We start from the raw sequence: 20,696 nt of genomic DNA on the forward strand, positions 1-20,696 counted from the left end.
CGGTAGCCGCACATTGTCAGCGGGGGGCCTTCCAGCGGGCGATGCCGCGGGCCACCAGGTTGAGGATCATCACGAAGGCGATCAGCGTGAGGGAGGCCGCCCACGCGCGGTCGTACGCCGCGTTGGCACCCGCGCTCTGCGCGTACTGCTGGTAGATGTACAGCGGCAGCGACGCCTGCGCCCCCTCGAAGGGGTTGTTGTTGATGAACGGGTTGCCGAACACCAGCAGCAGCACCGGCGCGGTCTCGCCCGCGATACGGGCGATGGAGAGCATGACGCCGGTCGTGATGCCGCCGATCGAGGTCGGCAGGACCACCTTCAGGATGGTCCGCCACTTCGGCACGCCGAGCGCCAGGGAGGCCTCGCGCAGCTCGTTCGGGACGAGCTTGAGCATCTCCTCGGTGGAGCGCACGACGACCGGCATCATCAGGATGGCCAGGGCCAGCGAACCCGCGAAGCCGAACGGCTGCGCCTTGAAGATCAGCATCAGGCTGAGGATGAACAGGCCCGCGACGATCGAGGGGATGCCGGTCATCACGTCGACGAAGAACGTGACGGCCTTGGCGAGCGTGCCGCGCCCGTACTCCACCAGGTAGATCGCGGTGAGGATGCCGATCGGCGCGCCGATCAGCGTGGCGAGGCCGACCTGCTCCAGGCTGCCGATGATGGCGGCGTAGATGCCGCCGCCCGGCTCGGAGTCGGCGACGACCCCCATGGAGTGGGTGAGGAAGTAGACGTCGAGGACCTTCACGCCGCGCGCGACGGTCACCCAGATCAGGGAGACCAGCGGGACGAGGGCGATCAGGAAGGCGACCCAGACGAAGGAGGTGGCGACCCGGTCCTTGGCCTGCCGGCGGCCCTCCACGCGGGCGGCGATGCCGTAGGTGCCGAGGACGAACAGGAGCGCGGCGATCAGGCCCCACTGGATGCTGCTGTGCAGGCCGGCGGCGGCGCTGATGCCGATGCCCAGCGCGACCGATCCGGCCGCGATGGCCCAGGGGGTCCACTTCGGCAGGCTCGCGGCCCGCAGCGTGCTGGGGCGCTTTTCGGTGACGGCTGCGGTGCTCATGCGTTGGCCCCCGAGTACTCCTTGCGGCGGGCGATGATCGCGCGGGCCGCGCCGTTGACCAGCAGGGTGATGACGAACAGGACCAGGCCGGAGGCGATCAGCGCGTCGCGGCCCTGCTCGGTGGCCTCACCGAACTTGCCTGCGATGTTCTGGGCGAAGGTGCCGCCGCCAGGGTTCAGCAGGCTGGCCTGGATGTCGTAGCTCGGGGAGAGCACGGTGGCGACGGCCATCGTCTCGCCGAGGGCACGGCCGAGGCCGAGCATGGACGCGGAGATGACGCCGGAGCGGCCGAAGGGCAGCACCGACATGCGCACGACCTCCCAGCGGGTGGCGCCGAGGGCGAGCGCGGCCTCCTCGTGCATCCGCGGGACCTGGCGGAAGACCTCGCGGCTCACGTTGGTGATGACCGGCAGGATCATGATCGCCAGCAGGATGCCGACGGTGAGCATGGCGCGGGGGGCGCCGCCGTCCCAGGAGAAGACGCCGGTCCAGCCGAGGTAGTCGTTCAGCCAGCCGTACAGGCCCTGCATGTGCGGGACGAGGATCAGGGCGCCCCACAGGCCGTACACGATGGACGGCACGGCGGCGAGCAGGTCGATCACGTAGGAGATCGGACCGCTCAGCCTGCGCGGGGCGTAGTGCGTGAGGAACAGCGCGATCGCCACCGCGACCGGGACCGCGAGCGCCATGGCGACGACCGAGGAGACGACCGTGCCGAAGGCGAGGACCGCGATGCCGAAGCTCGGCGGCGTGAGGTTGGTGTTCCACTCGAAGGTGGTCAGGAAGTTGCCGTGGTCCTGGCTGATCGCGAGGGACGCGCGGTAGGTCAGGAAGACCGCGATCGCGGCCATGACCACCAGCAGCAGGATGCCCGAGCCACGGGACAGGCCGAGGAAGACGCGGTCACCGGGGCGGGAGCCCCCGCGGCCGGCGCGCTTGTGGCCGGCCTCGCGCTGCTGGGCCGTGGGGGGAGATGTGTCGGGTTTCTGTGTCGATATGTCCATCGGAGTTCTCCGGTCTGCGGAGCCGCGGGGTGGGCGGCTCGGCGGAGCCGCTCCCCTTTCGGGGGTGTGGCTCCTGGCGGCGGTGCACCGGACGGTGCGGCCCGGTCCTCGGATCAAGCCGTGGGACCGGGCCGCACACTCGGATCAGGTCAGCTCAGGCCCGCGATGGTGGTGCGGACCTTGGCGATGATCTCGGCGGGGATGGGCGCGTAGTCGTTCTCGGAGAGAACCTTCTGGCCGTCCTCGCTCGCGATGTAGTTCAGGAAGGCCTTCGTGGCGGGCAGGGTCTCCGCCTTGTTGCCCTTGTCGCAGACGATCTCGTACGTGACCAGGGTGATCGGGTAGGCACCCTCGGCCTTGGTCTTGTAGTCGAGCTTCAGCGACAGGTCCTTGCCGGTGCCGACGACCTGGGCGGCCGCGATGTCGGCGGTGGCGGACTCGACCGACGGCTTGACCGGGGTCTTGGCGCCGGTCGCGATCGAGACGGTGCTCACGTCCTTGGCGTAGGACAGCTCGAAGTAGCCGATGGCACCGGCGTTCTGCTTGACGCCCTGGGCCACACCCGCGGAACCGGAGGCCGCCTGGCCGCCCTTGGCCTGCCAGGCCTTGCCGCCGGAGTACTTCCAGTTGTCCGGGGTGGTGGCCATCAGGTACTTGGTGAAGTTGTCCGTGGTGCCGGAGTCCTCGGAGCGGTGGAACGCCTGGATCTTCAGGTCGGGCAGCTTCGCCGTGGGGTTCAGCTTCTTGATCGCGGCGTCGTTCCACTTGCTGATCTTGCTGTCGAAGATCTTGGCGAGCGTCGGCGCGTCCAGGACCAGGTTGTCGACACCCGGGACGTTGTAGCCGAGGGCGATCGGGCCGCCGACCATCGGCAGGTCGATGCCCTGGCCGCCGGAGCAGACCTTCTTGGAGGCGGTGACCTCTTCGGGCTTCAGCGCGGAGTCCGAACCGGCGAACGCGATCTGACCCTGGTTGAAGGAGGTGACACCGGCACCGGAACCGGCACCCTTGTAGTTGATCTGCACACCACAGGTCTGGGAGAAGTTCTTCACCCAGGCGTCGATCGCGTTCTTCTGCGCGGAGGAGCCATCGGCGAGCAGCTGGCCCTTGGCGTTGTCGCACTTGACCGAGCCGGCGGCGGCGGAGGACGAGCCGCCCGTGGCCGTCTTGCCGGTGTCGTCGGAGCCGCACGCCGTCAGCGCCAGGGCGCCGGAGACGGCGACGGCACCGAGGCAGAGGGCGCGCAGCCGGTTCTTGCGCTGAAGCATCACTTTCGGGAGTTCCTTCCAGGAGCCGCCGCAGGCGGCGGCGTGCGAGGTCGTCGGGGTGCGTGAGTGCATCTATGGCCGCACCCCGCACCGTGTAAGGCCGAAATTAGGCAGAACAGGTGAAGCGGCCGATGGCCCGAAGTGAACGAGGGGTGAACCCCTGCCGTCGGCCTGGTTAGGTCACGGAACGCTCACGGGGAGGGAACGCGGCGCTCACGGGGATCCGCCCCGACGGGTGTGCGAAGCCCGTGACCCTGTCCGTGGAACCCCTGTGCGCAAGGCGTCGTCTCGTTCCAGGAGGGCGACGAAAGGCGACGGACATGGAACGGCGTACGTTCATCTCGGGCGGGGCGGCCGCTGCGGCCACCGCCGCCCTGGCCGCGTGCGGTTCGGGCTCGTCCGCGGGACCGGCGGCCACGCGCTCGTCCTCCGGTACGACGGCCTCCGGTACGACGGCCTCCGGCGCGGCGGGCTCCCGTACGGCGATGACGACCGCCGGTCAGGCCGCCCCCGCCAACTGGGCGGCCCTCGCCCGCGACCTGGACGGCACCCTGGTCCGCCCCGGCGAGGCGTCCTGGACGGCGGCCCACCAGCTGTACAACACCCGCTTCGACGGCCTGAAGCCCGCCGCGGTCGCCTACGCCGCCCACGCCGATGACATCCGTACGGCCCTCTCGTACGCCCACGCCCACCAGATCAAGGTGGCGATACGCAACGGCGGCCACTCCTACGCGGGTTACTCCTCCGGTGACGGCCGGCTCGTGCTGGACGTGTCCAGGCTGAACCGGATCCGGGTCAGCGGAGGAACGGCCGTGGTCGGCGCCGGCTCCAAGCTCATCGACGTCTACCGGGGGCTGGCCGCCAAGGGCGTGACCATACCCGCCGGTTCCTGCCCCACCGTCGGCGTCTCCGGCCTGGTCCTCGGCGGCGGCCACGGCGTCGCCTCCCGCGCCTACGGCCTGACCTGCGACAGCCTCACCCAGGCCACCCTGATCACGGCCGACGGCACCCAGGTCACCGCGGACGCGACCACCCACTCCGACCTCTTCTGGGCCCTGCGCGGCGCGGGGAACGGCAACTTCGGCGTCGTCACCGAGCTGCACTTCAAGACCCACCCGGCGCCGCAGGCGGTGACCGCCTATCTGACGTGGCCCTGGTCGAAGGCGGCCGCGGTGGTCAAGGCCTGGCAGGAGTGGGGCCCTTCCCAGCCCGACGAGATCTGGTCGTCGCTGCACCTGTCGAACACCCCGGGCGGCACCCCCGCCGTCTCCGTGTCCTGCTTCTCCCTCGGCACCTACGGCGAACTCCAGAACGCCGTGGACCGCCTGGCGCACGCGGCGGGCGCGAACGCCAGGTCCGTGTCCCTGCGGCGGCGGGGCTACGAGGAGGCGATGGAGATCTACGCCGGCTGCTCGTCCTTCGCCACCGACGCCCAGTGCCATCTGCCCGGCTCCACCCCCGGCCGCTCCCCGAAGGGCGCCCTGGGCCGCGAGACCTACGCCGCCCGCTCCGACTTCTTCGACCGGTCGCTGTCGTCGGCCGGCGTCCAGACCCTGCTGAAGCAGATCGGCTCCGTCCGCGGCGGCGCGGGCAGTATCGCGCTCACCGCGCTGGGCGGCGCGGTCAACCGCGTCTCCCCGACCGCGACGGCCTTCGTCCACCGCCGTTCCCGGATGCTGGCGCAGTACATCGCGTCCTGGGGCGCGGGGGCCTCCGGCACGACGGCGCAGGCCTGGCTGACCTCGGCGCACCACGCGATGGGGCCGTACGCCTCCGGCGCCGCCTACCAGAACTACACGGACTCGACGCTGGGCGACTGGCGCAAGGCCTACTACGGCGACGCGGCGGCCCGGCTCGGCCAGGTGAAGAAGCGGTACGACCCCTCGCGCTTCTTCACCTACGCCCAGGGGCTGTAGGCCCGGTCAGGGGCGTGACCCGGCGGTCATGCCGCCAGGTCGCGCTCCTCGGTCTCCAGGGGCGTGCGGGCGCCGGGCACCAGCGCGTCCCGCCGCGTCCCGGACCCGCGGCGCACGATCCAGCCGGCCCGGGGCGAGCGCTCCACCGCCTTGAGCAGCGGGGTGAGCAGGGCCATGGCCAGGGGCGACAGCAGCAGGGCGACCGCCGTACCGAGGGCGAAGCCGCCCACGACGTCGGTCGGGTAGTGCACGCCCATGTACACGCGGCAGAAGCCCTCCAGCAGGGCGAGCGCGATACCGGCGAGGCCGAAGCGGCGGTTGGTGACGAACAGGGCGACGCCCATCGCCATGGTGAGCGTCGCGTGGTCGCTGACGAAGGAGAAGTCGGTCTTGCCGGAGACGAGGACGTCCAGGCCCTGGTGGTCGACGAAGGGCCGGGGGCGCTCGACGAAACCGCGTATCGGCACGTTCACCAGGACGGCGATGCCTGCCGCGAGGGGCGCCCAGACGAGACCGGCCACCGAGGCGGCGGCGTCCTGGCCGCCCCGCCGGCGCACCGTCCACCAGCACCACAGCACCAGCAGGACCATGGCGAGCAGCAGTCCGTACTCGCCGACGAACTCCATGATCCGGTCGATCCAGTGCGGCGCGGCCTTGGCCAGGCCGTTGATGTCGTAGAGCAGGTCGACGTCGGGGTTCGATCCGGATTCGGCGAGTACAGCCATGGTGCTGCGGCCCCTTCGTCGTTGTTCCGGACGCACCTCTTGTGCGTCGCGCCAGACCACCCCCGTGGTGTGTAGATCCGCTTCCGCTGCACTGCCGCAGTGACGTCCGCTCGGCTACGTCAACAGGAACGCACGGGCCCCACCCATACGTTCCACTCTCCACCGAATGATCACGCAGACGTTACCGAAGAGAGATTCATCGTCGCAGCTCAGGAGGCGATTTCGGACTGGGTTCACACGTTCGTGGGGAGCGCTTTCGCGCCATCCTCGGTGACCCGCGTCGCCCCGAAGTACTCCGAGGTGTCGATCGGGTCGAACCGGATCACGGCACCGGTGCGCGGCGCGTCGATCATGTACCCGCCGCCCACGTAGATCCCGACGTGGTGGATGGCCCGCGAGTCGGTGAGGTCGTGGGAGAAGAAGACCAGGTCACCGGGGAGCAGTTGGTCCCGCGAGGGGTGCGGTCCCGCGTTGTACTGGTCGTTCGCCACACGCGGCAGGCCGATCCCCACACTCGCGTACGACGCCTTGGTCAGCCCCGAGCAGTCGAAGCGGCCGCCCTGGTCGGCGGTTCCGTTGCCGCCCCACAGGTAGGGCGTCCCGAGCTTCTTCTGGGCGAATCCGATGGCCCCGGCGGCCTGCCGGGTGGGATCGATCCGGCTGACCGGGGCGGCGAAGCTCTCCTCCAGGGAGCGGATGCGCTTCACGTAGTTCCGCGTCTCGCTGATCGCCGGCACCCCGCCGGCCTTTATCACCCGGTAGGCGCCCGCGTTGTAGGCGGCGAGCATGTTGTCGCCGTTGTTCCCGGGGACGTCCTTGACGTACTTCGCCAGCTCGCAGTCGTACGACGCGGCCGACGGGATCGCGTCGGCCGGGTCCCAGATGTCGCGCTTGCCGTCGCCGTTGCCGTCGATGCCGTGCGTCGCCCAGGTGCCCGGGATGAACTGCGCGATACCGCGCGCGTCGGCCGGGCTGACGATCGTCGGGTTCCAGCCGCTCTCCTGGTACAGCTGTGCCGCGAGCAGCGCCGGGTTCAGCGCCGGGCACAGGTTCCCCCACCGCTGCACGAGCGACTGGTAGGCGGCCGGTACGGCTCCCTTGGCCAGCCCCCGCGCCCCCGAGGTGACCCCGTTCACGAGGTTCCCGGCGACCAGGTACACCCCGACGACGAGCACCATGACAAAGGCCAGCCCGGCCCCCGCGAGGGCCCCACCGACGATCCACGCCTTACGCACCGTCAACCGCCCCTCGTCCCCGCGCAGTCCACCGGATCAGCAGTGTATGAGCCCATCGCCGACGGCACGAGAACCTTGGACACGCCTCACTGTGAAGTTGTCATGCGGCGGATCCGAGCGGCACCGGACACGGGGAAGGGTGCGGGTGCGGGTGCGGGTGCGGGTGCGGGTGCGGGTGCGGGTGCGGGTGCGGGTGCGGGTGGGTGCGGGTGCGGGTGGGTGCGGGTGCGGGTGGGTGCGGGTGGGTGCGGGTGGGTGCGGATGCGGGGAGACGACGCCCCGCCCGCTCGTCCGCCGTCAGGAGGCGATGTCAGGGGGCGATGGCGTTGCCGTACAGCCGGGCCGCCTCGCGCCCCAGCACCACGCTGTACGAGACGTCCGCCGTCGAGCCGCCCTGTTCGTGGCCGCCCAGGACTCCGACCACCTGGCCGTCCCCGTTGATCCACGGGCTCCCGCTGGTGCCGCCGGTGAACTTCGGGCAGCCGATGCGCTGTTGGGTCCTGCTGTGCGGGGTCGGTTTGTTGGTGCAGCTGATGGGGGTCTCGCGGGAGTCGGGGTAGCCGGTGACCGTGACGGCGGTGGCGCCGGTGGCCACGCCGGTGGTGAAGCGGTTGCCGCCCACCGCGTCCTCGACCTCCCTGCCGCGCAGCGCGTCGACATGCGCGAAGGCGAGGTCGCTGTCCTCGTCCTGCCCCCTGGCCCACCCGTCGGGCAGGACGCGCCGCCCGACCTTCCACACCCCGTACGGCGCCTTCCCGTCCCGGTAGCCCGGCACGAACACCAGCTCGCCGTCGACACCGGTCACGCAGTGCGCGGCGGTGACGATGAGGTCGCGCCCGGGGCTGTGCACGACCGAGGCGGTGCAGAAGTGGCCGCCGGTCAGCGAGCCCGCGCGGTTCGCGCCGAACAGCGCCCCCACCCGCACGCTGTGCGTGGTCACGGCGGCCGCGGCGGTGACACCGAGAGGCCCTGGACCGGCGTCGGCGGCCGCCACCGAAGCGGAGGTCAGGGCCAGCATCACCACTGCGCCCAGCAACGCCGGACGCGAGGTGACCGAGGTGCGGAAGATGCGTGAGGTGCGCTTCATCAGACCTCACTTTTCCCCATGGAGGTGAGAAACCCGCCCCGACTTCTCTGAGATTTCGCTGTGAAACCTCTCCTGCCCACATCGGGCGGACCGATCCGCGTTCGCTCACGGCACGTCGTCGCTCCGGCAGTCGGCCCACAGCAGCTTTCCGCCGTTGGACGCGCCCGGCTCCCGCAGCACGGACGCCCCCCAGGAATCGGCACACGCCCGTACGAGGTGCAGCCCGCGCCCGTCTTCCGCCAGGTCCGGCGGTAAGGACTGGGGCCCCGGGTCCGCGGTGAAGCCGGGCGGGACCCGGGGGTCGGTGTCCCAGACGGCGATCCGCAGCCGGCCCGGCTCCCGCCCGAGGAGGTGCAGGGCGTAGGGGCCGGCGGTGTGCAGATGCGCGTTGGTGAGGAGTTCGGCGGCCAGGAGTTCCGCGGTGGGCGTGAGGGCGGCGAGGCCGTGCGCCGCGAGCACCGTGCGGAGGGTCGCGCGGGCGATCCCCGGTGCGCGTGGATCGTGCGGGAGTTGGAGGGTGTAGGTCCAGGGTGGGGCTACGGTGGGCATCGAAGTCTCCGATCAGCTCAGGGAGTTGCCCAGTGGCATGCCGCCCCGTCGGGCAGTGCGCTTCTGGGAGGAGGGCGCCTGAGTCATAAGGTAGCGACGAACGTAAAAGGTCTTAGACGATTCCCGATAAAGCACTGATTTGCCACCCATGCGGGTGACGAGGAAGGCGGGACACCCGTGCGAAGCAACCCGACGGGGCGCCAACTGCGTCTGGGTGCTGAACTGCGGAAACTCAGGGAACGTGCCGGTCTGACCTCGACTCAGGCAAGTCAACTGCTCGGTGTCCAGCAGAACCAGATCAGCAACGTCGAGGCAGGCCGCGCCGGAGTCAGCCCCGACCGCGTACGCACCCTCGCGTGCAACTACGACTGCGGAGACGAGGCCCTCGTCGAGGCCCTGAGCAGCATGGTGTCCGAGCGGACGCGCGGCTGGTGGGAGGAGTACCGCCAACTCCTGCCCGCCGCCCTACTGGATCTGGCCGAGCTGGAGCACCACGCCAGACGTCTGCGCACCTCCGTGACCGTGCACATCCCGGGGCTCTTCCAGACCACCGAATACGCCCGCGAGATCTTCCGCCAAGCCGTACCGGCTCTGCCCCCACCCGACATCGAACACCGGGTCTCCTTCCGGGTGAAGCGGCAGGCCATCCTGTTCCGGGACTCCCCGGCGCCCCAGCAGGTGATCATCCACGAGGCCGCTCTGCGCATGCGGTTCGGCGGCTCCGACGTCACCCGCAACCAGCTCAGGTACCTGCTGGAGATGAGCGATCGCGAGCGCGTCACGATCCAGGTCGTCCCGTTCGCCACGGGCACCTTCGCCGGATCGGGCCAGTCCGTCTACTACGTCGAGGGTCCCGTACCTCAGCTCGACACCGTGAACCTCGACCAGTCGCACGGACCGGTGTTCCTCGAAGCGGAGTCCCAGCTGGACAAGTACCGCGTCACCCTGGACCGCCTGGAAGCCGCCGCTCTCTCCCCCGAGGAGTCACAGGGCTTCATCCACGACATCCTCAAGGACCTGTGAAGGAGCCTCGATGCCCCCGCTCGCCTGGCAGAAGTCGTCGTACTGCCCGGAAGGCAACTCCTGCGTCCACATAGCCGCCACCCCCGGCAAGATCCACCTCACCGAGTCCGCCGACCCCAGCGGAGCCGTCCTGAGCCTCAGCCCCGCCTCCTTCCGCGCTCTGCTCACCACGCTGAAGACGGAGCCCGCACCCACCCACGAGGGCGACGACACCCCCGTCCGCCTCCGCTCGGCGGACACGACCGTCACCACCGACCGCCGCAGGTGGCACGCCTTCGTACTCGGGGTGCGGGACGGCGAGTTCGACCACTTCACCCGGGCTCAGCCCTGTGCGCCGTCCTCCAGCACGAAGCGCAGGTAGCGATCCGCGGAGCGGCGGACCGCCGCCGACCCGTCGGCGGTGACCACGCGCCCCCAGAACGCCCCGTAGATGCGCTCGAAGGCGAAGGGCTCGACCAGCTCCAGCGCGCGGCGGATGGTGCTCGGCCGCTCCGGGATGAAGTTGGGGATGCTGTACATGAAGCTGACCCAGCGGCGGTCCATCACCACCATGAAGATGTCCCCGCTGAACAGCGCCCCGCGCCCCTCCGGGTCGTCGGCCCAGTGCAGCACGGTGCCGCCGGCGAAGTGCGTGCCCGCGTTGATCAGCGTCATGCCGGGGGCGATCTGGTGGGTGTCGCCCGTCCAGTACTCGATCAGCGGGTCGGGGCGCCCGACCCACTGGCGGTCGGCTTCGTGGACGTACACCGGGGCGTCGAAGGCGCGGCCCCACTCGGTCATCACGCCGTAGAAGTGCGGATGGCTGACGGCGATCGCGCTGATCCCGCCCAACTGCTCGATCTCGGCAGTGAGATCGTCGTCCAGGTACCCCACGCAGTCCCACAGCACGTTGCCGGACGGGGAGCGCAGCAGCAGAGCGCGCTGGCCGACGGCCACGGACGGCTCCGCGCCGACCCCGGTCACACCGGGCCCCTCCTCCTCGACCCGGCCGCGACGGCCACCGGCACGCAGCTCGGCCAGCGAGGTCCACCGCTGGCCCTGCCAGCCGACGTACTGCCGTTCGTCCAGGCAGACCGGGCAGTCGTCGCGCGCCGCCCCGTACTGCACACCGCAGGTACAGCAGATCGGAAGCGTCGCACCCGCGCCCGACGCGATCCCTCTCGAAGACACCATCGGAGCCCGTCCCCCTACGAGTTGGACCAGGTGCGCGTGGACAGCACCAGGAGATAGCCGTCGGGGTCCTGGACGGTCACGCCCCAGGTGTCCCAGTAGGGGTTGTGGGCGGACACCCGCTTCCCGCCGTGCTCTTCGAGCCGCTCCACCAGGGAGTCGGGCACCGGCTCGCCGAGGTAGACCACCAGCAGGTCCTCCGCGGTCGGCCGGGGTTCCACGGGTGCGGCGGGGTCGTGGACGAGTTCCAGGTGCCAGGCGGCCCCGGGCAGGCCGGCCATGAGAAGTGACGCGTCGCCGGAAGCACCGTCCGCCTCGTGTCTGTACAGGACGTCGAGGCCGAAGCCCGAGATCCAGAAGCGCTCCGCCGCTCCCAGATCACGTGACGGACGAGCGATACGTACATGGGCCGTGGCGTCAGCCGGCATTGTGCTGCCCCCTAATGGCGTGGGTCGATCGCGTGCCGATGAATGACACAGACCCTAGGGAGGAAGCGTTCGTACGCCCATCAGGCGCTGGTCCCGTGTGCCCCTAGGGCGCTGGTCCCGAGGCCCCTCGGGCGCTGGTCCTAGGTCCGCCTCACGGCCCGTGCGGGGTGCTCACTCTCCGGCGAGCCCCCATGCCACCCCCGTCATCTCCTCCGACAGCGTCCACAGCCGCTTCGCCGCCTCCGGGTCGCTCGCCGTCCTGCTGCGGCCGACGAGGGTCGGGGCGCCGCGCATCTCGCCGAGTCCGTCGGGGCCGACGTAGGCCGCGCCGGGGAGGTCCTGGGTGGCGGCGTAGAGGGTGGGGAGGGCGCCGGCCGTGTCCCCCTGGGCGAAGACCTTGTCGCTGACGGCCATGACGGCCCGCGCGAGGGGGTTCGCGACGTGGCTCGTGAGGTTGGTGGCCGCGTAGCCGGGGTGGGCCGCGAGGGCGCGGACCGGCGAACCGGCCTCGCTCAGGCGGCGCTGGAGCTCCAGGGTGAACAGGAGGTTGGCGAGCTTGGACTGGGCGTAGGCGCGGGTCGGGGAGTAACGGCCGCGCAGGTTCACGTTCTCGAAGTCGATCCTGCCGTCACCGCCGCGGTGCATGGCGGAGGCCACCGTCACCACCCGCTCCGTGATGTACGGCAGCAGGAGGTTGGTGAGGGCGAAGTGCCCGAGGTGGTTCGTGCCGAACTGCATCTCGAAGCCCTGCGCGGTGCGCAGTTCCGGCAGCATCATCACGCCCGCGTTGTTGACCAGCAGATCCAGCGGACGGTCCCAGGCGGCGCCGAACTCACGCACCGAGTCCAGGTCCGCCAGGTCCAGGCGGCGCACCTCCGTGCTGCCCCCGGCCCGCGCCGCCGCCGCGCCGCCGCGCTCGAGGTCCCGTACGGCGAAGACCACATGCGCCCCGGCCCGGGCCAGCGCCTCGGCGGCCACGAAGCCGATGCCGCTGTTGGCGCCGGTGACCACGGCCGTACGGCCGGTCAGGTCGGGGAGGTGGGTCGCGTTCCACTTGTGCGTGCCGCGCGCTGCGGTCGTCTCAGCCATGAACTCAATGTAGGCATCGCCAACAATGATGTCAACGACAACAAAGCTGACGTCGACAACATCGGGATACGATGGCCCGCATGTCGCGCATGTCCAGCAGCCGCCCGTACCACCACGGAGACCTGCGCACCGCCCTGCTCAAGAGCGCCGAGCGCACCCTGCGCGAGAAGGGGGCCGGCGCGCTCTCCCTGCGCGAACTGGCCCGCGACACCGGGGTGAGCCACGCGGCCCCCGGCCGGCACTTCAAGGACAAGCAGGCCCTGCTCGACGCCCTGGCCCTGGACGGCTACGAGCGCCTCGACCAGACCCTGACCGCCGCCACCGCGGACGCCTCCGCACTCCCGGAGCCGTCCTTCGAACAGCACATGGCGGCACTCGCGCGCGCCTACCTCGGCTTCGCCGTCGAGAACCCGGAACTGCTGGAGCTGATGTTCGCGCGCAAGCACGACCCGGACAGCTCCGACCGGCTCGCGGCGGCGGTCGACCGGTCCCTCGGCTCCCTCACCCGCACGTTCGCCGAGGCGCAGGAGCGCGGCGAGATCGTTCAGGGCGACCCCGAGCGCCTCACCCTCGTCGCGGCGGCGAGCCTGCACGGCCTCGCCGCCCTCATCGCCAGCTGCGCCCTGGACGCGGACGAGGCCCTGGCCGGTCTGGACGAGCATGTCCACCTGCTCCTGAACGGCCTCAAGCCCCGCTGAGCGACAGCCCTCCCGTGAGAACATCGTCTCGACGCCTCACCCGACCGGCCGTCAGAAACCCCGCCCGGCCGTAGAAGGGGTCAACGACGCAACCACGCACCAGGTTCCGCACCTGCGTCGTTGCCCGGCGTGACCTGCCGTGATACACAGAGTGACCGTACGAAGGATTCGTACGAAACCCGCCAGTCAATGACGTCAAGTCGACATACGACAGCGACGTTGTCGGCGAGAATGAGGCCTGACCTCTGCACACCGCAGGGGCCTCTCGGAACTACCCACCAGGGGCGGTGACTTACATGCTCTTTGCGGCCGACAAGGGAGACATCAACACCATCATCGGCGGGATCGCTCCGGACTGGGGCCCCTTCGGCAGCCTGGGCAACGAGGCCAAGGTGATGATCGAGGTGGTGATGGCCGTGGCCATCCTGCTGTGCCTCGGCATCGCGGTCTGGGGCGCGGCCAAACAGCGTATCGGCGCGACAGCGCTGCGGGACACCTTCAGCGCGGAGCAGGGCAAGGGCCTCATCATCGCGGGCCTGACCGGGGTGTTCATCATCGGCTCCCTCGGCACGCTGTTCACCATCGTCTACGGCATGGCCGTCTGACGCCTCTTCACCTCCTCCCCTCCCGTTCCGTCGTGCCCACCGGCTGAGGTTGCGTTTCCCTGATGTCGAGTCACCACACCGCGCCCGCGCGGGAACCAGCACGGCTACCGTCGTATGTCTACGAGGTCGAGGGGGCGTACGCGGAATGAGTCTCGGAGACGACCAGGGCTACACCGACACCGGGCACACCCGGACGCGGCTGCCCGAGGGCGACCCCTACGGCGGCGCGCCCCGCCGCGGCGGCCGTTCCTCCTCACGGAGCCTGATCACCGTCGTCGGCGTGGTCGTCCTCCTGCTCGCGGCCATCGCCTTCGCCAACCGTGGCGACAGCTCGCCGGACGGCTCCGCGGGAGGCTCCGCGGACAAAGGGGACCACCCGAAGACCTCGTCGACCGCGGCGAGCGGGGCACGTCCCGTGGAGAAGAAGACCGGCGGCATCCCCTCGGGCTTCGCGCACACCGAGCAGGGGGCGCAGAGCGCTGCCGCTAACTATGCGAGCGTGCTGGGTTCTGACGGCATGTTCAATACAGCCAGACGACACGAGATCATTCAGACCATCTCCGACCCCAGCACCGCGAGCCGGCTTCAGGCCGGTTTCGACGCCGACTACTCAGCGGCGTTCCTGAAGAAGGTCGGCCTCAACAACGATGGCAGCGCGCCCGCGGGCAGTACGTTCGTGAACCGCACCATGCCAGTCGGCACCAAGGTCACATCCTTCAGCGCCGACACGGCGACCGTCGAAGTTTGGTGCACAGGCCTCTTCGGCATCGCCGGCGACAGTTCGACGAATCCGGTCACCAGCAGTTGGTTCACCGTGACCACGAGGCTCAGCTGGAACAACGGCGACTGGAAGATCCTCGAATCCAGCCAGAAGACCGGTCCCACCCCTGTCACAGGTGACAACCCTGTGTCCGGAGCCGACGAGATCGGCAAGGCGGTCCAGGAGTTCGGAGGCTTCACCTATGCCCGGTAGCCAGCACCGCGCCCTCAAGATCGCCGGCTTCGCGGCCGCCGTACAGACAGCGGTCGTCCTGTTCGCCACAAACGCTGTCGCGGCTCCCAAGCCGAACCCGTCCCAGAGCAACAACGCATGCTCTCTCATCGCCGGGCCCGCCAAGAAGTACTGCGAGCAACGCAACGGCAGCTCCTCCCACAAAGGTCTCCCCAACACCCCCACCGACCCCCTCACCGCCACCCTCGACCCCCTCTCCGCCCTGGCCAAGGGCTGCGCCGACGCCGCTTCCTGGACCGTCGACGTGCTCAGCAAGGCCGTGAAGCAGACGGCGCAGGTCGACTTCACCAACCAGAAGTTCCTGCAGCAGTACGCCATCGTCTTCGCCGCGTCGACGATCCTGACCCTCCTGCTGTGGCTGCTCGCGGTCGCCAAGCGCGCGGTGCGCGGGGTGCCCTTCACCACCGCCATCTCCGAGGCCGTCGGATTCCTCTGGCTGACCGTGCTGGCGTCCGCCTTCACCCCGCTGATCCTCTACACCGTCGTGTCCGCCGCGGACGGGGTCACAGAGGTGATCGCGAAGGGCACGGGCGATCAGACCGACACGTTCTTCGGGGCGTTCTCCGGGGCCCTGAAGAAGGGCACGGACATCGGCGGCGGCCCGATCATGCTGATCCTGGTGTCCCTGGTGTCGATCCTCGCCGCCGGCGTCCTCTACCTGGAACTGTTCCTCCGCGCGGTCCTGCTGTACGTCGGCGCGCTCCTCGGTGTCGTCGTCTACGCGGGCCTGGTCGACAAGAACCTGTGGGGCCACGTCCGCCGCTGGGCCGGGATCATGATCGCGGTCATCCTGGTCAAACCGGTGATCGTGATCGTGCTGGGGCTGGCCGGCGCCCTGGCCACCGACACCGGGCCGGACTCGCTCGCGGCGATCGTCTCGGGCCTGGCCATCATCCTGCTCGCCATCTTCGCCAGCGGAATGATCTACCGCTTCGTCCCCGGCTTCGGCGACGAGATCGCCAACAGCCGCAGCAACCGCATCATGCAGGGCGCCGAGAGCAAGGCTGCGGCCGTCTTCAGCTCCCCGGCCACCCTCGTCGCCCAGGGCATCAAGACCCACAGCACCCGCGCCGACAACAACGGCGGCGGAGGCGGAGCACAGGGCAACAGCGGCCCGCGCCCCGCCAACCCGGCCTCCGGCGGCGTCGCCGCTCACAGCAGCCGTACCCCCCAGGGCGGTGGCGGAGCAGTCCCCTCCGCCACGCCCGCGCCGCGCGCGCCCAGCCCGGCCAACACCCCGCACGCCAGTAACGCCCGCAACAGCAACCGCTCGGGAGGTGAAGGGCGTTGACGACCGAGTCCCACCTGTCCCATCCGGTCACGCCCCGCCGTACGTATCTCATCGGCCGCGCCCGGCCGAACGCGATCGTCGGGAAGAACCGTGAGTCCGGCGAGATCGCGCTGATCGTCGTCGGCGCGTTCCTCGGCATGATGAGCGGGCTCCTCGTCCCCACCCTCTCCCTCAGGATCCTGCTGCTCACGGGCTTCCCCATGCTCGCGCTGGCCGCGGTGTACGTGCCGTACAAGCGCCGCACGTTCTACAAGTGGTTCGAGATCAACCGCTCGTACAAGCGCACGGTCAAGCGCAATGCCACCTACCGCTCCACCGCCGTGGACGCCGGCACGCGGCTGGACGGCCGGGAGGTCGAGATCGGGCCGCCGCCGGGGATCGGCCGGCTCACCTGGCTCGCCGCGCCCTTCGGGCCGGACGAGATCGCCGTACTGCTGCACGCCGACCGCAAGACGGTCACGGCCGCGATCGAGATCGAGGGCCCGGGCGTCGGCCTGCGCGACTCCGAGGACCAGGAGGCCCTCGTCGACCGCTTCGGCACGCTGCTCAAGCACGTGGCCAACGGCGACGGCTTCGTCACCCGCATCCAGATGCTCGCCCGCACCCTCCCCGCCGACCCGGACGCGCACGCCAAGGACGTCGTCATGCGCGGCGACGGCCGCTCCCCGGAGTGGCTCCAGCGGTCCTACGACCAGCTCCAGTCGATGGTGTCCACCAGCAGCGAGCAGCACCGCGCCTACCTGGTCGCCTGCATGCACTTCAACCGCGAACTGTCCGCCGAGGCCCACGCCATGGCGCGTGCCGCGCGGCCGCAGTCCGGACGCAAGCTGGACCGGGACGCGGGCCTCGCCGTCGTCATGGCCCGCGAGCTGACCGACATCTGCTCGCGGCTCCAGGAAGCCGACATCCGGGTACGCCAGCCGCTCGGTCAGGGGCGGCTCGCCTCCCTCGTCCACTCCATGTACGACCCCGACCACCCGATCGACCACATCCAGGCGATGACGAAGCGGAACGCCTGGCCGGCCGAGCTGGACGCCATGGAGCCCACCTACCTCCAGGCCAAGACCCGCGAGTCGTCCACCCGCGCCCCCTGGTGCCACGCCACCGCCTGGGTGAAGGAGTGGCCGATGACGCCCGTCGGCGTCAACTTCCTCGCCCCGCTCCTCGTCCACACCCCGGACGTCATCCGCACGGTCGCCGTGACGATGGACCTCGAACCCACCGAGGTCGCCATCGAGCGCATGCTCACCGAGAAGACGAACGACGAGGCCGACGCCTCCCGCGCCGCCAAGATGAACCGCACGGTCGACCCGCGGGACGTGGCCGCCCACTCCCGCCTCGACCAGCGCGGCGAGGACCTCGCCAGCGGCGCCGCCGGCGTCAACCTGGTCGGCTACATCACCGTCTCGTCCCGCTCCCCGGAGGCCCTGAACCGCGACAAGCGCACGATAAGGGCCTCCGCCGGAAAGTCGTACCTGAAGCTGGAATGGTGCGACAGAGAGCACCACCGCGCGTTCGTGAACACCCTCCCGTTCGCCACCGGCATCCGAAGGTAGGGGCTCCACATGCGGGATCCGCTGTCCGTCCTCACCGAAGCCTTCACGTCCTTCCTGTTCGGCAAGGTCGAGACGACCCGGCTGCCGGTGCGCACCTCCACGGGCCAGGCCCAGGCGGTCTACCTGCCCACCGCCGCGCCCGGCCTCGGCGACTCCGGCGTCATCATCGGCCGCGAGGTGTACTCCGGGAAGGGCTACATCTACGACCCCTTCCAGCTGTACGGCCAGCAGCTCCCGGCACCGCACTGGCTGGTCCTCGGCGAGTCCGGCAACGGCAAGTCCGCGCTGGAGAAGACGTACGTCCTGCGCCAGCTGCGCTTCAAGGACCGCCAGGTCGTCGTCCTGGACGCCCAGGGCGAGGACGGGGTGGGCGAGTGGAACCTGATCGCCGAGGAGCTGGGGATAACCCCCATCCGACTCGACCCGACCGCGGCCCTGAACCACGGCATCCGCCTCAACCCCCTCGACCCCGCGATCACCACGACGGGCCAGCTCGCGCTGCTCCGCACGATCATCGAGGTCGCGCTGGGCCACGGCCTGGACGAGCGCTCCGGCTTCGCCCTCAAGGTCGCGCACTCCTACGTCAACGAGACGGTCGTCGACCGCCAGCCCGTCCTCACCGACATCGTCGAGCAGCTGCGGCACCCCGAGCCGGAGTCCGCCGAGGCGATGAACGTCGCCATAGACGACGTGCGGGCCTGGGGACTCGATGTCGCGCTGGTCCTCGACCGGCTGGTCGACGGTGACCTGCGCGGCATGTTCGACGGCCCGACGACGGTCGGCATCGACCTCGACGCGCCGCTCATCGTCTTCGACCTGTCCCACATCGACCGCAACTCCATCGCCATGCCGATCCTCATGGCGATCGTCGGCGTGTGGCTGGAGCACACCTGGATCCGCCCCGACCGCAAGAAGCGCATCTTCCTGGTGGAGGAGGCGTGGCACATCATCAACAGCCCGTTCGTGGCGCAGCTGTTCCAGCGGCTGCTGAAGTTCGGGCGACGGCTGGGTCTGTCGTTCGTAGCGGTCGTCCACCACCTGTCGGACGTCGTGGACGGGGCGGCGGCCAAGGAGGCGGCGGCGATCCTGAAGATGGCGTCGACGCGGACCATCTACGCCCAGAAGGCCGACGAGGCGCGGGCGACGGGCCGTGTGCTGGGCCTGCCCCGGTGGGCCGTCGAGATCATCCCCTCGCTCACCCCCGGCATCGCCGTCTGGGACGTCAACGGCAACGTCCAGGTCGTGAAGCACCTGATCACGGAGACGGAACGCCCCCTGGTCTTCACGGACCGCGCGATGACCGAGTCCTCCAGCGACCACATGGCCGCCGACGACATCCTGCGCGCCGCCGAACTGGAGGCCGAGCAGCGGGCGGCTGCCTACATGGAGCAGCACCTCGGCGACTCCGAATCGACCGTGGCGTAGGGGAGAGGCAGAGAAAGCGGGAGAGGGAGAGGGGCACCGTGAGACCGGACGATCACGACCGCGGGGGCAGCCGGCGGGAGGGGCAGGGCGGCATCCCGGACGGCCTGCTGATCGGCATACTCGCCTTCCTCCTCGGCATGACCCTGCTGGTGTGGACGGCCACGGGGCTGGCCGCCCTCTTCTCCAAGGGCGCCTGGCCCGACGCCGTCACCTTCGTCCGCACCCCGCCGGCCATGCGTCATCTCATCGGCCGGCCGCACGACATCACCGGCGCCTGGCCGGACACCCCACCGGCCCAGCTGTCCGGCTGGGGGCTGTTCTGGGGGCTGTTCATCGGCCAGCTGATGATCCTGCTCGTCGTGACCGTGTTCACGATGGGCACGGTGGCACGGTGGCGGGCGGGTCGGGCGGGGCGGTCACAAAGGGCCGCGCGTGCGCCGGAGCGGAGCGCCGAAGAGCCACCGCCCACCACCGCGCCGGAACCCCGTCACGAGGTGCCTGTGCCGCGTGCGGAGGCCGAGCCCCAGAAGCCGTTGGAGCACCTCCCGAGCACCGGTGAACGGGTGGGCGTCCTGGCGGCCCCGGGCGAAGGCCCGGTGCGTTACGACACCCCCGCGGCCCGCCACGCCACCGCGGCCCAGGCCATTCAGGACGCTCCCGGCCCCACCCTGGTCGTCACCTCGAACCCGGCCCTGTGGGCGGAAACGAAGGACGCCCGCGCCAAACTGGGCCCCACCCTCCTGTACGACCCCACCCACCTCTGCGACACCCCGGCCCGCCTGCACTGGTCCCCCACGGCCGGCTGCGAGGACAAGGCCACGGCCCTGGCCAGAGCGACAGCCCTGCTCAGCCCCGTCCGGCCCACCGCCAAGCTCGACCAGGCAGTCACCGACACGGCCACAACGCTCCTGCGCAGCTACCTCCACGCCGCCGCCCTGGAGTCCCGCACCATCCGCCACGTCCACCGCTGGGCCCAGGGCACCCAGATCCAGGACGCCGTACGCACGCTCCGTACCCACCCCCAGGCCGCCCCCGGCGCCGCGGGCGAACTCGAGGCCGCTCTCACCGCGCACCCCGAGCGCCGGGACATGGCCCAGGAGTTGACCGGCCGGGCCCTGTCCGCCCTCTTCACGGTCAACATCCGCGAGGCCTGCACCCCGAACCGAACTGATGCACTCGCCTTGGATTCCTTCGTCCACGAAGGGGGCACGCTTTATGTGGTCGGTGAATCCATCGAGGACCCCAGGACCAACCCGGGCGCGATGCCCCTGTTGACGGCCCTCGTCTCGAACGTGGTCGAGCACGGCCGGCGCATGGCCGAACGGTCATCCTCCGGTCGGCTCGACCCACCAATGACCCTGGTCCTGGACGACGTCGCGGCCGTGGCGCCGCTCCCCCAGCTGCCCGGCCTGCTCACCACCGGAGCCCGCCAGGGCCTGCCGACCCTGGCCCTGCTCCGCTCCCGCGAACAGGCCCGCTCCCGCTGGCCGCACGAGGAACTGCCGGCGTAACGACGGCTGGTACGGGGGTGGTTAGGTCACCGCTC

The 20,696-nt window shown here is 70.4% G+C and carries 20 protein-coding genes; 10 read left to right on the forward strand and 10 right to left on the reverse strand.

Annotated elements, in window-relative coordinates; all coding sequences use genetic code 11:
* Positions 1 to 16: 16 nt before the first annotated feature.
* From pstA to pstS, 3 genes are all read right to left on the reverse strand, one after another.
* Positions 17 to 1,069, reverse strand: coding sequence for a phosphate ABC transporter permease PstA (gene pstA, locus OIB37_RS17825; RefSeq protein ID WP_330458602.1), 1,053 nt, complete (start codon positions 1,067 to 1,069; stop codon positions 17 to 19).
* Entirely contained in the window at positions 1,066 to 2,073 is a 1,008-nt protein-coding gene (gene pstC, locus OIB37_RS17830) for a phosphate ABC transporter permease subunit PstC (protein WP_330458603.1), read from the reverse strand. Before pstC ends, pstA begins: the two co-directional genes overlap by 4 nt.
* A 149-nt stretch (positions 2,074 to 2,222) precedes the next feature.
* On the reverse strand, positions 2,223 to 3,344 hold the full coding sequence (pstS, locus tag OIB37_RS17835; RefSeq protein WP_330461880.1) for a phosphate ABC transporter substrate-binding protein PstS: 1,122 nt from the start codon (positions 3,342 to 3,344) through the stop codon (positions 2,223 to 2,225).
* 317 nt (positions 3,345 to 3,661) lie between these two features.
* Between pstS and OIB37_RS17840 the strand changes: the two genes are divergently transcribed.
* The gene (locus tag OIB37_RS17840; RefSeq protein WP_330458604.1) at positions 3,662 to 5,257 is read left to right on the forward strand and encodes an FAD-binding oxidoreductase; all 1,596 of its coding nucleotides are present in this window, start codon (positions 3,662 to 3,664) and stop codon (positions 5,255 to 5,257) included.
* A gap of 26 nt (positions 5,258 to 5,283) precedes the next feature.
* Here OIB37_RS17840 and OIB37_RS17845 read toward each other — a convergent pair whose 3' ends face one another.
* From OIB37_RS17845 to OIB37_RS17860, 4 genes are all read right to left on the reverse strand, one after another.
* The gene (locus OIB37_RS17845; protein WP_330458605.1) at positions 5,284 to 5,982 is read right to left on the reverse strand and encodes a phosphatase PAP2 family protein; all 699 of its coding nucleotides are present in this window, start codon (positions 5,980 to 5,982) and stop codon (positions 5,284 to 5,286) included.
* Between the two features lie 233 nt (positions 5,983 to 6,215).
* Positions 6,216 to 7,223, reverse strand: a complete 1,008-nt coding sequence (locus OIB37_RS17850; RefSeq protein WP_330458606.1) for a C40 family peptidase — start codon at positions 7,221 to 7,223, stop codon at positions 6,216 to 6,218.
* 304 nt (positions 7,224 to 7,527) lie between these two features.
* The gene (locus tag OIB37_RS17855; RefSeq protein WP_330458607.1) at positions 7,528 to 8,304 is read right to left on the reverse strand and encodes a trypsin-like serine peptidase; all 777 of its coding nucleotides are present in this window, start codon (positions 8,302 to 8,304) and stop codon (positions 7,528 to 7,530) included.
* Positions 8,305 to 8,409: 105 nt separating this feature from the next.
* Positions 8,410 to 8,853, reverse strand: coding sequence for an ATP-binding protein (locus OIB37_RS17860; RefSeq protein ID WP_330458608.1), 444 nt, complete (start codon positions 8,851 to 8,853; stop codon positions 8,410 to 8,412).
* A gap of 177 nt (positions 8,854 to 9,030) precedes the next feature.
* On the opposite strand from OIB37_RS17860, the gene OIB37_RS17865 reads away from it, so the two are divergent.
* Positions 9,031 to 9,876: a helix-turn-helix domain-containing protein gene (locus OIB37_RS17865; RefSeq protein WP_330458609.1), complete on the forward strand. Its 846-nt coding sequence runs from the start codon at positions 9,031 to 9,033 to the stop codon at positions 9,874 to 9,876.
* Positions 9,877 to 9,886: 10 nt separating this feature from the next.
* Positions 9,887 to 10,237 (forward strand): DUF397 domain-containing protein, encoded by a 351-nt coding sequence (locus OIB37_RS17870; RefSeq protein WP_330458610.1) that lies wholly within the window; start codon positions 9,887 to 9,889, stop codon positions 10,235 to 10,237.
* On the opposite strand, the gene OIB37_RS17875 is transcribed toward OIB37_RS17870, so the two are convergent.
* The 3 genes from OIB37_RS17875 to OIB37_RS17885 all read right to left on the reverse strand — a co-directional run bounded on the left by OIB37_RS17875 (position 10,198) and on the right by OIB37_RS17885 (position 12,563).
* Positions 10,198 to 10,983 (reverse strand): MBL fold metallo-hydrolase, encoded by a 786-nt coding sequence (locus OIB37_RS17875; protein ID WP_330458611.1) that lies wholly within the window; start codon positions 10,981 to 10,983, stop codon positions 10,198 to 10,200. The genes OIB37_RS17870 and OIB37_RS17875 overlap by 40 nt on opposite strands.
* Positions 10,984 to 11,063: 80 nt before the next feature.
* Positions 11,064 to 11,474 (reverse strand): VOC family protein, encoded by a 411-nt coding sequence (locus tag OIB37_RS17880; RefSeq protein WP_330458612.1) that lies wholly within the window; start codon positions 11,472 to 11,474, stop codon positions 11,064 to 11,066.
* Positions 11,475 to 11,645: 171 nt separating this feature from the next.
* Entirely contained in the window at positions 11,646 to 12,563 is a 918-nt protein-coding gene (locus tag OIB37_RS17885) for an oxidoreductase (RefSeq protein WP_330458613.1), read from the reverse strand.
* An 80-nt stretch (positions 12,564 to 12,643) separates the two neighbouring features.
* Here OIB37_RS17885 and OIB37_RS17890 point away from each other — a divergent pair, with 80 nt between their 5' ends.
* From OIB37_RS17890 to OIB37_RS17920, 7 genes are all read left to right on the forward strand, one after another.
* Positions 12,644 to 13,261 carry a TetR/AcrR family transcriptional regulator gene (locus OIB37_RS17890; protein WP_330458614.1) on the forward strand — a complete coding sequence of 206 codons (618 nt, stop codon included), beginning with the start codon at positions 12,644 to 12,646 and terminating at the stop codon, positions 13,259 to 13,261.
* 296 nt (positions 13,262 to 13,557) lie between these two features.
* A complete protein-coding gene (locus tag OIB37_RS17895) occupies positions 13,558 to 13,866 on the forward strand; it encodes a hypothetical protein (RefSeq protein WP_014673544.1) in 309 nt (102 codons plus the stop codon).
* Between the two features lie 145 nt (positions 13,867 to 14,011).
* Positions 14,012 to 14,839 (forward strand): hypothetical protein, encoded by an 828-nt coding sequence (locus OIB37_RS17900; RefSeq protein WP_330458615.1) that lies wholly within the window; start codon positions 14,012 to 14,014, stop codon positions 14,837 to 14,839.
* Entirely contained in the window at positions 14,829 to 16,169 is a 1,341-nt protein-coding gene (locus OIB37_RS17905; protein WP_330458616.1) for a hypothetical protein, read from the forward strand. The genes OIB37_RS17900 and OIB37_RS17905 overlap by 11 nt, the downstream gene beginning before the upstream one ends.
* Positions 16,166 to 17,725 (forward strand): SCO6880 family protein, encoded by a 1,560-nt coding sequence (locus tag OIB37_RS17910; RefSeq protein ID WP_330458617.1) that lies wholly within the window; start codon positions 16,166 to 16,168, stop codon positions 17,723 to 17,725. The genes OIB37_RS17905 and OIB37_RS17910 overlap by 4 nt, the downstream gene beginning before the upstream one ends.
* Before the next feature lie 9 nt (positions 17,726 to 17,734).
* The gene (locus OIB37_RS17915; RefSeq protein WP_330458618.1) at positions 17,735 to 19,150 is read left to right on the forward strand and encodes an ATP-binding protein; all 1,416 of its coding nucleotides are present in this window, start codon (positions 17,735 to 17,737) and stop codon (positions 19,148 to 19,150) included.
* Positions 19,151 to 19,188: 38 nt separating this feature from the next.
* The gene (locus tag OIB37_RS17920; protein WP_330458619.1) at positions 19,189 to 20,661 is read left to right on the forward strand and encodes a type IV secretory system conjugative DNA transfer family protein; all 1,473 of its coding nucleotides are present in this window, start codon (positions 19,189 to 19,191) and stop codon (positions 20,659 to 20,661) included.
* The last annotated feature ends 35 nt before the right edge of the window (positions 20,662 to 20,696 follow it).

Source organism: Streptomyces sp. NBC_00820 (genome assembly GCF_036347055.1).
Taxonomy (GTDB): domain Bacteria; phylum Actinomycetota; class Actinomycetes; order Streptomycetales; family Streptomycetaceae; genus Streptomyces.